This window comes from Thermomicrobiales bacterium (assembly GCA_023954495.1).
Classification (GTDB): domain Bacteria; phylum Chloroflexota; class Chloroflexia; order Thermomicrobiales; family CFX8; genus JAMLIA01.
Window position 1 is genome coordinate 1 of sequence record JAMLIA010000084.1, and the last position, 13,137, is coordinate 13,137.

Genomic DNA, 13,137 nt, shown 5'->3' on the forward strand with positions numbered 1-13,137 from the left:
ATGCAGACGTACAACCAGATCTTGAAAGCGGCAAGTCAATTCCATGAACGGGCCTTGCCTCGGAGAGTGACAGCATACCTTCCGTGGTTCACACATCCGCAGCGCCCGGATGCACCATCGCACAGCGGCTTCAAATACGAGACTTCATTCCTGGTAAGAATGAGGTCTCGTACCCGCCATGCTAATTCGAAAACGCTAGTTCCCGGCCACCCTTGCGAAGAGCGCGCCGAATGCCTCACGATCGACTGAGCGACACACCGAAGACACTGCATCTCCCGCAGCTGCCTCCGCAAGCCGGGTCCGACCCCGCTTTGCGTCAGTTGTGTCGATCACAACCTGACCTTCAGCAAGCTCAACTAGCGACGGGTCTTCGGCAACTGCAACTGCAAGCGGATCGTGGAGGTTCGCTGCCGGTCGTTCGAGATCAACCAGAATTCGCCGCGTCATCTCCCGAACAAGCACTGCGCTCGGCTCCGAGGCCTGCGCGAGCCGATCCCAACCTGTGCGATCCAGTGTTGTCTTGTGCGTCACATCCAGGCCAACCCAGGTAGCCCGGAACCCGGCATCGGCAACCCGCTGGGCAGCATCGGGATCGACAAAGATGTTGAACTCAGCCGCCGGAGTCTGGTTACCCTCATTGAAAAACGCGCCACCCATAATCACGAGCTGCTGTACCCAGTCGACGATGCGTGGCTCGAGCGATAGCGCAACGGCAAGATTCGTGAGTGGGCCAACGAAAACGAACGTGATGTTGCCCTGGTGCTCCCGCGCCAACTGCACGATAGCTTCCGGCGCGCTCGTTGAAGACAGCGGAGCCGGTTCGACATCGGGCTCCCAATCGCCCAGGCCCGCCGTGCCGTGATGCGCTCTGGCATCAACCAGCTCGCGAACAAGTGGGCGATCCATGCCCGAATAAATCGGCACATCAAGGTTGAGCCATGCGGCGACTGTCTGCGTGTTGCGAGTTGCGAACTCAAGCGGGACATTTCCGGCGACGGTCGAAATGCCAATCAGGCGATGGCGATCCAGGCGTGACGCAAGCGCAATGGCCATGGCATCGTCGACACCGGTATCAACATCCAGCAGCAACGGTATCCGACTGTCGCTCATTCATCTCCTCCGCCCTGCGCAACCGCTTCAAGCCAGGCATGCACTGGCGGCGTTTCGGTTAGCTGCGACTCCGATTTGATGTCAACGAATGTGGGTCCGCCGTCGTTGAGTGCCTCCGCCAGGGTGCGCTGCAGGTCTGCCGGGTCAGTCACCTGCCACGAGCGCAGCCCGAAGCCGCGAGCGATCGCGGCGTAGTCAACCGGGTTGAAGTCAACTGAGAAGTAACGCTGGCCGTGATACAGGTGCTGCAGCTCCTTGATCCAGCCAAATGCGCCATTGTTGAAATGGATCAGCGTCAGCGGCAGATTCAGGCGCGAGATCGTCTCCAATTCACCAACTGACATGCCGAATGAACCATCGCCCATCATGCTGATCGTGCGGCCCTGGGGTCGGGCGTAGTGCGCGCCGACGACAGCCGGGAGCGCGTAGCCCAGGCCACCGTGTGCACGTGGGATCACGGTCCAGCGGCCGGCCTGCGGCAGGACGTACTGCGCACCGAGATACGGAGTCGGCGTTCCTGGATCAGCGACGATCACCGTTTCGTCCGGCAGCAGCTGCTTGAGCGCAGCAATGACGCGCTGCGGCTTGATCGGCTGCGAATCTGAGCGTGCCTCCTCGGCGACCTGATCGAAGTAGGCCGTACGCGAGGCATCGATGCCGTCCAGCCATTGCACTCGATCGACAGACGGCGTCTGCTTGCCAAGCGCCTCGGCCAGGTCCATCAGCGCCGCTCCGGCATCGCCGATGACAGGAGCAATGGTTCGATAGTTGTTGCCGATCTGCCATGGATCAATATCGATGTGAACGACCGGCAGATCGCGTGATCGTTTGGGAAGCGTCCAGTTGAGCGTTGTCGTCGAATCGGTGCGCGTGCCCACGAGGATGATCAGGTCCGCCTCGGCCACGATCCGGTTCGCATACGGTCGTGCTCCATTGCCACCGACAACACCGAGCGACAGACGATTGGTTTCGGCGATGCTACCCTTACCATTGATAGATGTGCCCACCGGGATAGAGCCGGCCTCGGCGAGCGCTGTCAACGCATCCCAGGCGCGCGAAATGAGCACCCCGCCGCCTGCGACGATGACCGGCTTCTTTGCAGCGCGGATGAGGTCTGCCGCCCGCTCGACGCTTTCGGCGTCGGGCCGTGATCGGCTCGCCGGGACCGCGCCGAAGTGCGGCACGCCGTAGACGTTGTCATCGTCAACAGGCGCCTTCAACACGTCGGCCGGCATCGAGATCGAGACCGCTCCGGGCCGACCGGTCGTTGCCATCCGCACCGCGCGACGAACAACATCTGGTGCAGTATCAGCCGTCGTCAGGCGCGCTGCCCACTTGGTGATCGGTTGGAACAGCGCCTGCTGATCGAGCTCGGTCAGGACGCCACGCCCCTCTTGCGAGATCGGTGTATCGGAAGTCAGGCAGATCAGTGGCAAGAACGACCCGTGCGCTTCGGCAACGCCGGGCACGATGTAGGTCGCGCCGCCGCCGCTCGGGCCCTCGCAAACGCCGATCTTGCCGGAAACGCGCGCGTATGCATCGGCCATGAAAGAAGCGGACCGCTCGTCGCGAGTCAACACATGCTGGATGCGGCCCTCATTGCGATACAGCGCATCGTAAAAGTCCATGCCCGTATCACCCGGCAGGCCAAAGATATGCTCGATCCCGCTTTGTATCAGGATTTCGGCGATCGCGTCACTGACATTCACCGACCTTACGTCCTTTCGATTTCCCTTTGGATGCCGCGACACTATACGGCGGTCTCAGGTGCTCGTCCAGCCCTCAGGCGCAATGACGCCGATCATGAGATCGTTCACGTTGGTTCCCGTCGGACCCGTGACCAGGGCAGCGCCTCGTTTGTTCAACCAGGTGAAAGTGTCGCTGGCTGCTATCGTCTGCTCGGCTGATCGAGGATCATCGACCGTGGTGCCGTCGACGACTCCGCCGGCCGCGCCGCTCACGCCGTCGTCGCCATCAGTCGCCAGGCAGCCGATCGCGCAGCCGGGCAGCCTCGCGATTCGCAACGCGGCAGCAACCGCCGCCTCGCAATTGCGCCCGCCGACCCCGTCGCCTGTCACGTGGACAACCGTTTCACCGCCGGCGACGATGCAGCACGGCGACGCGAATGAGGTACGTCCTGAGATCGTCTCAGCGACGATGCTGCCGAACATGCGGCCCGCCTCGCGGGCTTCTATGTCGATACCACCGCCGAGGAGATGGACCGCCAGGCCCTGCTCGCGTGCAACATCCGCCGCCGCTTCCATCGCGGCTGCCAGATCGGCAACGACGCACGACGTGAGCGGCTCGACGCCTCGACGCTCGCTCGCCTCGGGCAGATCAATCTTCAGACCAAACCGCTCAACAACGGCCTCAGCGCTTTCGTGCATGTCAGGAGGGACGGTCGGACCACTCGCGATGACCGTCAGGGGATTGCCCAGCACGTCTGAGACGACAAGGTTGACGACGCTCCTGCCGGACAATATGTTGAGCAGCCCGCCGCTCTTCAGAAGGCTCAGTCGTGAACGCACCGCGTTGAGTTCTCGGATCGACGCACCGCCGCGCAGGAGTTCTTGCGTTATGTCGCGCAAGGTATCGAGGCTGATGCCCGGTCGAAGCGCTTCAACGAGTGCCGAGCCGCCGCCGGAAATGAGGCACAGCACAACAGCACCCTGCGGAACTGCCTGCGCGAACTCGATCAGCCGCTGTCCTGCCGCCACGGATTCCGAGTCTGGAACGGGGTGTGATCCAAGCAACACCGTCGAGCGCAGCGCCAGATGCTCCGGTGCCTGTTTCGTGACAACGATGCCGTCCTGCAACCGGTCGCCGAGGACCTCCTCTGCAGCGGCCATCATCTGGCAACCAGCCTTGCCAATGGCGATCGCCCAGATTTCGGCATCATTGTCCGCGACGATCCGCTCGTTGACCTCGAGGCTGCCATCGCTTCGGAGTGTCAGCACGCGACGGACTGAAGCACCGGCGTCTACTCGTTCGACGGCAGCGTGATACATCTCAACAATCAGATCGCGCAGCGGCGAGTCGGCCATTACTGTCGCTGCTTCAACAGGGCAAGCGTGTCGGAGAGATCCTGTGGCAGGGCTGCCTCGACATCAATCGGCTGTCCACCCGGTAACGCGAATCGAAGTCTGCGAGCATGCAGGAACTGGCGTTCCAGCGGCAGGTCCGGCGACTTGCCGCCATACAACGTATCGGCTGCGACCGGGTGCTTGATGAACGCGCAATGCACCCGGATCTGGTGCGTTCTGCCGGTCTCGATATTGACGTCCAGCAGCGTGTAGCCGGGCAGGCGTTCGATCACGCGGAAATGAGAAATGGCAGATCGGCCGTCGCGAACAACTGCCATGCGCTTGCGGTTGTGCGGGTCACGGGCAATCGGCGCGTCGATCGTCGCTTCGTCTTCCGGGACGTTGCCGAGGACGAGCGCCGTGTATTCCTTGATGACAGACCGCTGCTGCCACTGCTTCAGGAGTGACCGGCGCGCATGCTCATTCTTGGCTACCACGATCAGCCCGGACGTGTCCTTGTCGAGGCGATGAACGATGCCCGGACGTTCGGCACCCGGCGTGATCATCTCGGGTCGCAACCACTTGAGGACATTGACGAGCGTCCCGTGCTCATGTCCCGGCGCAGGATGCACAACGAGACCGGCCGGCTTGTCGAAAACCATCACGTCATCATCCTCATAGACGATGGCGATTGGCACGACCGCAGGAGTCAGCTCCGCAGGCTCTTCAGGCCGCGGCGAGCGCACTTCCACTTTGTCGCCTGCCGCCACCTTGTAGCTTGGGCGAGTTGTTTCGCCGTTGACGAGCACGTCACCCGCCTCTATGAGGCGCTGCACGAACGAGCGGCTTGTGTCCGGCATGCGGTCGGTCACGAAGCGATCAACTCGCTCCTCCGCACATTCAGGTGGCACATCCAGCCGGACAACAAACGAGGAATCGCTCATTGTTCGTCGGGCGCTTCCGCGAGGCTGCTGGTGCTAATTGCATTGTTCGGCGACTGGCGAACCTCAGGATCGCGAAAGAGCAGGCAGTACATCAGCAGAATCACGCCGATCGTGATTGCGGAATCGGCGACGTTGAACGTCGGGAAGCGCGGGAAGTCGATCCAGTCGATGACATGCCCGTATCTGAACCGATCGATGATGTTCCCGAACGCGCCGCCAATCTGCATGCCAAGCGCGATCGCCAGCAGCGGATCACGCGCCGCCGCCCGCGCGTAATAGATCCCGAGCAACGACACCGCGACGACCGCCAGAATCTTCAGAATCTCGGAACTGCCCTGAAACAGTCCAAAGGCTGAGCCAGTGTTGCGAACGTAGATGAACCGCAGCACACCCGGGATGACGGTGAAGACGTCACGATCGCCATCCGGGCCGAGACGATCCAGCACAATGCGCTTCGTCAGGAGATCGAGAGCCAGCACGCTGAGCGCAGCAGTCAATGCGAAGACAAGCGGCTTCAGGTAGGCGCGCGTATGAGGTTGAGAGTCGGACGAGTTGATGGAACACTCCTTGATGCGGACCGGCGCATGGCCGGATTTCGCTCGCTTTCGTACGACGCTCCGGAGGTTGCCGTTGCGCTCGGAGTCTACCACCGGCCAGTCCGCCAATGCCCTTCGTTTGATCATTGCAGGCGGTGGGACGGGCGGGCACGTTTCACCAGCGGTCGCAGTCGCCCAGGAGCTGCAACGACGGCGCTCAACTGAAATTCTCTGGATCGGTTCGGGCGCTGCCGTCGAGCGCGATGCAGCCGCCGCAATCGGCGCAACGTTCGCGACCGTGAAAACCGGCAAGCTGCGACGGTACCTCTCGCTGCAGACCCCGCTCGACGCGATGCGCATTCCGGTCGGTGTCGTTCAGGCATGGCGTCTTCTCGCCAAATGGCGTGACGCGGTGGTTGTGTCGACCGGTGGATTCGTCAGCGTGCCAACTGTCGTTGCCGCACGAATGCGCGGCATTCCGACGCTCACGCACGAGCAGACCGCGCACATCGGACTGGCCACGAAGATCAACGCGCGCTTCGCCGACGTTGTTGCCCTGTCCTATGAGCGCTCGCAATCGCTGCTCTCGTCCGCACGGGGTCGCGTCGTCGTCACCGGCAACCCTGTGCGAGCTTCCGTGCTTCACGGCGACGCCGCGCGCGCATACTCAGCGTTCGATCTGCCGGACGACCTGCCGCTGGTCTACATTACCGGCGGTGCCCAGGGCGCGCGTTCACTGAATGCTGTCGTCGCTGACTCGCTGTCTGACCTGCTGGGATATGTCGCAATTCTGCATCAGGCCGGCCCGCTCGCTCTTCACAACGATGCTGCAACATTGCAGCAACGTGCGAACACTCTCTCGCTCGACCTGCGGAGTCGCTACCGTGTTGTCGAGCTTGTCGGTGATGAGATTGGCGATGTCTACGCCGCCGCGAGCGTCGTGCTGGGCCGAGCCGGAGCCGGCACGGTCAATGAGGTCAGCGCGCTCGGTATCCCTGCCATTCTCGTGCCGCTTCCCGGCGCTGAGGAGCAGCATCAGAATGCGCAACAGCTCGTCCAACGCGGCGCAGCCATCGAGATTTTTCAGGCTGACCTGACGCCGGAGCGGCTTGTCAATGAGATACGCGAACTCGTGACCACGCCGGGGCGACTCACGAAGATGCGTGCTGCTGCTTGTGGCTCAGACACGCATGACGCGGCATCTCGCCTCGCGGACGAAGTCGAGTCACTCGCGCAGGCTGGACGAGACTAGCGATCGAGGCTGCGGTCGATTGCCTCGTCGAGAGTCGCAGCGCGAATAATCTCGAGTCCTGCGGGTGGCCGAACCAGCCCGCGCCCGAGCGCGGCAGGAACGACAGCCCGCTCAAATCCAAGCTTCGCCGCTTCTTGCAGTCGCCGTTCGAGCTGACTCACCGAGCGCAGCTCGCCTGCGAGTCCGACTTCCCCAACTGTCACGAGTCGAGGATCAATTCGCGACTCTCGATAGCTCGATGCGATCGCCATCGCCACGCCCAGATCGGCAGCCGGCTCGCTGAGTTTCATGCCACCGACAACGTTGACGAAGACATCCTGATCGGCGAGCGACAACCCGACCCGCTTCGATAGCACCGCGACAAGCATCTGGATGCGGCTGAGGTCGATGCCGTTCGCCGTTCGGCGCGCGTTACCAAACGCGCTTGCGCTTGTCAGGCCCTGAACCTCAACGAGGATTGGGCGGGTGCCTTCCATCGTGACGACCACCGTCGAGCCGGCCGCATTCCCGGGACGCTCTTCGAGGAACGCCTCACTCGGATTGCGGACCTCGCGCATGCCGCGCTCGACCATCTCGAACACGCCAACTTCGTCGGTCGAGCCGAATCGGTTCTTAACCGCGCGAAGAATGCGGTACTGATGGAACCGGTCGCCTTCCAGATAGAGCACCGCATCGACCATGTGCTCAAGCACGCGGGGGCCAGCAATCGAGCCTTCTTTCGTCACGTGCCCGACGATGAAAACTGCGACGTCACGCGGTTTGGCGAACGCGACGAGGCGGGTGGTGCACTCCCGTACCTGGCTCACACTCCCGGCAGCCGAGCTGATGTCCGGAGTGAACACCGTCTGGATCGAGTCGATGATGACGACAACCGGACCGAGTCTTTCCGCGGCTGCGATGACGTCGTCAATATTCGTCTCAGACAGGACATACAGGTGATCCACGCCTGCCCCAACTCGTTCAGCGCGGAGCTTCACCTGCTGCACCGACTCCTCGGCGGTGACATAGAGCACCGATTCGGCGTTTGCCGACAGGTCTGCCGCAGCTTGCAGGAGCAGGGTTGACTTACCAATTCCAGGGTCTCCGCCGACCAGCACAAGCGACCCCGGAACGACTCCGCCGCCTAGTACGCGCGAGAATTCCATCATCGGCAGCGGACGACGGCTGACGCTCGCGCTCGGCACTGCAGACAATGGTTGTGGGGCCGGAGCGGGACCAGCACGACGGGTGCCGGACTTACCGACTGCTGGAGCCTGCGCCTCGACTGTCTCCACCAGTGAGCCCCAGGCACCGCAGTCAGGGCAACGGCCGTAATAGCTTGCGCTTTCCAGTCCACATTGCTGGCAGACGTACTTGGTGCGTCGCTTTGCCAAGCTCAGCGACCTTTCGTGGATACGCAAGCACGGGGGCGGTAACGCCCCCGTGCTGGCACTGGTTCAGGTTCTCGCCGACCGCATCAGACTGCGGCGAATTCCGAGGCTGGCTCGATCTTCAGCAGGTCATCTACAACGTCAACGATGATCGTGACGCCCGGATTGTAGCGGCCTTCCAGCAGACCTTCGGCCAGCGGATCCTCGATCAGGTTCTGGATGATACGCCGCAGAGGGCGGGCACCATACTGCCGATCGTAGCCACGCTCGCCAAGGAAGTCCTTGGCTTCGGTCGTGATGTCGATCGTAATCTCCTGCTCGAAGAGCTGTTCTTTGATCCGCTTCAGCTCCAGCTCGACGATCTCGCGAATCTGTTCGGTCGACAGTGCGTGGAAGACGATCACACCGTCAACACGGTTCAGGAACTCCGGCCGGAATGTGCGCTTGAGCTGATCCGTGACGCGCTCGCGCATCCGATCGTAATCCTGCTTGGCACGCTTCTCTTCGTCGACTGACGTCGAGAAGCCGAACTGCTTATCGGTCGTGATCTGCTCAGCACCGATGTTGGACGTCATGATGATGATCGTGTTGCGGAAGTCGACGCGGCGGCCCTTGGCGTCTGCCAGGTTGCCGTCTTCGAGAATCTGCAACAGCATGTTGAATGCTTCCGGGTGCGCCTTCTCGATCTCGTCCAGCAGGATGACCGAGTAGCTCTTCCGGCGCACGGCCTCAGTGAGCTGGCCACCCTCTTCGTACCCGACGTAGCCCGGAGGCGCTCCGACGAGACGGGCGACCGAGTGGCGCTCCATGAACTCACTCATGTCGATCTTGATGAGCGAGTCGTCCGAACCGAACATGAATTCGGCAAGTGCGCGCGCCAGCAGTGTCTTGCCGACGCCTGTCGGGCCAAGGAAAATGAACGAGCCGATCGGACGCCGTGGGTCCTTCAGACCAGCGCGAGCGCGACGGACGGCCTTCGCCATCGTCGAGATGGCCTCGTCCTGTCCGATGATACGTTCGTGCAGCGCAGACTCCATATGGAGCAGGCGCTCAGACTCTTCGGCAGCCAGTCGGGTCAGCGGAATGCCGGTCCACATCGAGACGACCTGGGCGATGTCCTCTTCGGACACGACCGGGCTCTCGTTGCCCTGCTCTTCCTTCCAGTCCTTCTCCAGCTCGGCGATCCGCATGCGCAGCTTGCGCTCGCGATCCCGCAGATCTGCAGCGAGCTCGAACTCCTGGCCAGAGACGGCAGCATCCAACTCACGCTGGAGGCTCTCCATGCCCCGCATCGCTTCCTTCAGGCTTGGCGGCGAAGCAGAGCGATACATGCGCACGCGCGACGATGCCTCGTCAATGAGGTCGATCGCCTTGTCCGGCATGAATCGATCGGTAACGTAGCGCGCCGCCAACTGCGCGGCAGCTTCGAGCGCGGCGTCGGTGATCTTCAGCTTGTGATGCTCTTCGTAGCGCTCGCGGATGCCGTGCAGGATCGAAACCGTCTCTTCCGTCGTCGGCTCCGGCACCTGGATCGGCTGGAAGCGACGCTCCAGTGCGGCGTCGCGCTCGATGTATTTGCGGTACTCGTCGAGCGTCGTAGCACCGATGGTCTGCACCTCGCCGCGAGACAGCGCAGGCTTCAGGATGTTCGCCGCGTCGACGGCTCCTTCGGCTGCGCCCGCGCCAACGAGGGTATGCAACTCATCAATGAAGAGGATGGCGCCGGTCTCCTTGACCTCGCCAACAATCTTCTTCAACCGCTCCTCAAACTCACCGCGGTACTTCGTGCCTGCGACGAGCGCGCCGATGTCGAGCGCAACGAGCCGCTTATTCTGCAGCGGCTCCGGAACGTCACCGCCGATGATCCGCTGCGCAAGACCCTCGACGATGGCGGTCTTGCCAACGCCCGGCTCACCGATGAGTGCCGGGTTGTTCTTGGTCCGACGCGACAGAATTTGCATGACCCGTTCGATCTCGTTCTGGCGACCGATGATCGGGTCGAGCTTGGACTGCCGTGCGGCTTCGGTCAGATCGAATCCGAGCGCATCGAGATACGGAGTCTTGGTCGTCTGCTTCGACTGCTGGTAGCCGGCGTTCTGGCTGACGACCTGCATCACCTGCGCGCGAACCTTCTCCAGATTCACGCCAAGGCTCTCAAGGACGCCCGCCGCGATGCCCTCGCCCTCGCGAACGAGACCGAGCAGTAGGTGTTCTGTTCCAATGTAGTGGTGGTTTAGACGTCGGGCTTCATCAACCGCAAGTTCAATGACCTTCTTGGCCCGCGGAGTGAGGCCGATTTCCCCCATGATAACCGACTCGCCGCGACCGATGATGAACTCAACAGCCGAACGAACCTTGGGGAGTTGGACTCCCATGTTGCTCAGGACACGTGCGGCGACTCCGTCACCTTCCCGAACCAGACCCAGCAGCAGATGCTCGGTGCCAATGTAGTTGTGGTTGAAACGCTGCGCTTCTTCCTGAGCCAAGGTCAGGACTTTGCGCGCGCGTTCGGTGAACTTTTCAAACTTATCTGCCATGTGCTTGTCTCCGACGATCGGGTGCGGCTCGCGCCTGGCCGGGCGCTATCCGCGTCACCAATCGCACTAACGTGGTTACCTACCACGAGCCTACTGCCGGTAACTGACAGTTGCAAGTCCCTGGCCATGCTGCTGGGACGTTATATGAACGGAAAGCCAGACACGACCGACCCGTAACGGGCCGGTCGCGTTCTGATCGCAGGTGCGGGCTCTGGCGATACGGGCGGGGTGAATGACTAGCTCGATTGTTCCCCGGACTCGCCATCTGTGGCGGCTTCGTCGCCTGATTCATTCGATGAGGATTCATCAGCGGCCGCGGCCTCGGCGAGTGCTTGAGACATCGCCAGTCCGGCTGCGGTCTGTGGTTCGTCGTCATCCAGTTCAATCGACTGGTCGCTTGGCGCTTCGTCCTCAGCTGCTCGCTCGGGCTCCGGCTCAGGCTCGCGCTCAGCGCGCGGCATCGCAGGCTCGCCGTCTTCATCCGGCTCGACCTCAAGCGCCAGAAGCTGGTTCTTGAGCTCGACAGCTTCCTCGCCGAGAGCAGCAAGCACCTCTTCGTCGGTCGCCTCAAGTCCGCGTCGCAGGCTCAGGCCCATGCGTCGCCGCTGTGGATCGATCCGAATGATCCTTAGCAGCAGGTCCTGACCCTCATGCACGAGCTGGCGCGGATGGTTAATTCGCAACTCGGACAGCTCGGATACGTGGACGAGACCCTCAATGCCGTCCTCGATGCGAGCAAACGCACCGAAGTTGGCGAGCTGTGTCACCGTACCGATAACGAGCTGGTTCACGTCGTACTTCGTCGCAACCCGGCTCCACGGTTCGGCCTGGGTTCTCTTGATCGAGAGCGCGATCTTCTTCTCTTCGGCGTTGATGCCGAGGACGAAGACGTCGATCTCCTGACCAACCTGCAGAACCTCGCTTGGGTGGCGCACGCGGCTCCATGAAAGCTCGGACAGGTGGACGAGTCCGTCGGCACCGCCGACGTCGACGAACGCACCGAAGTCGCAAATGCTGGAGACGCGCCCATGTCGGACTTCGCCTTCGCGAAGATCCTGAATGAGCTTCTCCTTCATCACATCGCGGCGTTCCTGGAGCGCCTGGCGCTCCGATAGAATCAGGCGATTGCGATGGCGGTTGATCTCAATGATCTTGAGCTGCAACTTCGAGCCGATCAGGCGGGCCATGTCGGCCTGCTTCTGAGCGTCATCACCGCCGCGAATCTCGGTCACCTGCGACGCCGGCACAAAGCCACGCACGCCGTCGAGATTCACCAGCAGGCCGCCCTTGTTGTAGTTCACAACTTCGGCGTCGATGACCTCACCGGCCTCGAACTGATCCTGCAGAATGCGCCAGCTCTTCTCCTGGCGGGCACGATCGATCGAGACGACCGCGTGACCCTCCTGGTTTTCGGGCTGGACGACGAAGACGAGGACACTCCCGCCAACCGACAGTTCGCTGCGCTCTTCTTCGTTGAGCGTAGAGAATTCCCGGGCCGGAATGACGCCTTCGGACTTGGAGCCGATGTCGACGAGGATCTCGTCACGATCAAGATGCATGATCGTGCCTTCCATCACGTCTCCATACTTCAACGTATGATAGTCGTGAGTCGGATCCGCCAGCAGCTGCTCCATCAGAGCACGCCCAGCGTCGTCGCTATCGCCCTCTGGGTTCAGATCCACACTGCCTTGCATGGATCCATTGAATTCGGTACGTTCCATATACCATCCCTGCGCGTGAGATTTGCCGACGGTCGGCAGGCCAAAAGACGGCCTTGCGCCGTCAGCGAAGCGCGACCAATTATAGTGCGAATCATGGCAATTATGCAACGGTGTGCATCAGCGCGCCGGTTCAGCTATTCCCGAATGCGTGGTCGCGTCTAGAGATCAATGAGTTGCGCGCGCACCTGCTCACCCACATCGAGCGTTCCCCACGTTGGACGCGGGGCCCAGCGCGGCTGCGTCGGCGAGCCGGGATTGATCATCCACAGTCCATCCCGCTCTTCGATCTTCGGTTGGTGACTGTGCCCGTAGACGACCCAATCCACCAGCCCGCGCATGCGGTCAAACGCATACTCGCGAGCGGTCACGCGCGACTTCCCGGCGTGGTGGTGCCCGTGCAGCAGCCCGATGCGATGCTCGCCGCAGCGGAAGTAGCGCTCAAACGTCAGCATCCGCATCATGTCCGGGTTTGCTTCGTCACCGTTCCCATACACCGCGAACGCCGGCGCGATGGATTCGAGGCGCTCCAGCACCCATGGGCGCAGGATGTCGCCCGCGTGAAAGATCACGTCGCAACTCGACAGGCCCTCCAGCAGAGCGGGCGGCAGCGGACGCTGCGCCACAAGGTGCGTGTCCGCTACCAG

The 13,137-nt window shown here is 62.1% G+C and carries 10 protein-coding genes; 1 reads left to right on the plus strand and 9 read right to left on the minus strand.

The window, feature by feature from the left end; all coding sequences use genetic code 11:
- Positions 1-195: 195 nt before the first annotated feature.
- The 5 genes from M9890_13270 to lspA are packed head-to-tail and all read right to left on the minus strand — an operon-like array spanning position 196 to position 5,727.
- The gene (locus M9890_13270; protein MCO5177921.1) at positions 196-1,110 is read right to left on the minus strand and encodes a nucleoside hydrolase; all 915 of its coding nucleotides are present in this window, start codon (positions 1,108-1,110) and stop codon (positions 196-198) included.
- Positions 1,107-2,819, minus strand: a complete 1,713-nt coding sequence (locus tag M9890_13275) for a thiamine pyrophosphate-binding protein (GenBank protein ID MCO5177922.1) — start codon at positions 2,817-2,819, stop codon at positions 1,107-1,109. The genes M9890_13270 and M9890_13275 overlap by 4 nt, the downstream gene beginning before the upstream one ends.
- Before the next feature lie 54 nt (positions 2,820-2,873).
- Positions 2,874-4,154, minus strand: coding sequence for a DUF4147 domain-containing protein (locus M9890_13280; protein MCO5177923.1), 1,281 nt, complete (start codon positions 4,152-4,154; stop codon positions 2,874-2,876).
- On the minus strand, positions 4,154-5,077 hold the full coding sequence (locus M9890_13285; protein MCO5177924.1) for an RluA family pseudouridine synthase: 924 nt from the start codon (positions 5,075-5,077) through the stop codon (positions 4,154-4,156). The genes M9890_13280 and M9890_13285 overlap by 1 nt, the downstream gene beginning before the upstream one ends.
- Positions 5,074-5,727 (minus strand): signal peptidase II, encoded by a 654-nt coding sequence (lspA, locus tag M9890_13290; protein MCO5177925.1) that lies wholly within the window; start codon positions 5,725-5,727, stop codon positions 5,074-5,076. The genes M9890_13285 and lspA overlap by 4 nt, the downstream gene beginning before the upstream one ends.
- Between lspA and murG the strand changes: the two genes are divergently transcribed.
- Complete coding sequence (gene murG / locus M9890_13295) at positions 5,708-6,865, plus strand: undecaprenyldiphospho-muramoylpentapeptide beta-N-acetylglucosaminyltransferase (protein ID MCO5177926.1); 1,158 nt, start codon at positions 5,708-5,710, stop codon at positions 6,863-6,865. The two genes, lspA and murG, sit on opposite strands and share 20 nt — an antisense overlap.
- Here the strand turns inward: murG and radA are convergent.
- The 4 genes from radA to M9890_13315 all read right to left on the minus strand — a co-directional run.
- Positions 6,862-8,238 (minus strand): DNA repair protein RadA, encoded by a 1,377-nt coding sequence (radA, locus tag M9890_13300; GenBank protein MCO5177927.1) that lies wholly within the window; start codon positions 8,236-8,238, stop codon positions 6,862-6,864. The two genes, murG and radA, sit on opposite strands and share 4 nt — an antisense overlap.
- An 83-nt stretch (positions 8,239-8,321) precedes the next feature.
- Complete coding sequence (locus M9890_13305; GenBank protein ID MCO5177928.1) at positions 8,322-10,772, minus strand: ATP-dependent Clp protease ATP-binding subunit; 2,451 nt, start codon at positions 10,770-10,772, stop codon at positions 8,322-8,324.
- A 236-nt stretch (positions 10,773-11,008) separates the two neighbouring features.
- Entirely contained in the window at positions 11,009-12,454 is a 1,446-nt protein-coding gene (gene rpsA, locus M9890_13310; GenBank protein MCO5177929.1) for a 30S ribosomal protein S1, read from the minus strand.
- A 197-nt stretch (positions 12,455-12,651) separates the two neighbouring features.
- On the minus strand, positions 12,652-13,137 hold a 486-nt coding region (locus M9890_13315), incomplete at its 5' end, for a metallophosphatase family protein (protein MCO5177930.1).

Excerpts from the sequence above, each read along its gene's own strand:
- M9890_13270 (MCO5177921.1), bottom strand. The coding sequence starts at position 1,110 with ATGAGCGACAGTCGGATACCGTTGCTGCTGGATGTTGATACCGGTGTC.
- M9890_13280 (MCO5177923.1), bottom strand. The coding sequence starts at position 4,154 with ATGGCCGACTCGCCGCTGCGCGATCTGATTGTTGAGATGTATCACGCT.
- M9890_13285 (MCO5177924.1), bottom strand. The coding sequence starts at position 5,077 with ATGAGCGATTCCTCGTTTGTTGTCCGGCTGGATGTGCCACCTGAATGT.
- M9890_13305 (MCO5177928.1), bottom strand. The coding sequence starts at position 10,772 with ATGGCAGATAAGTTTGAAAAGTTCACCGAACGCGCGCGCAAAGTCCTG.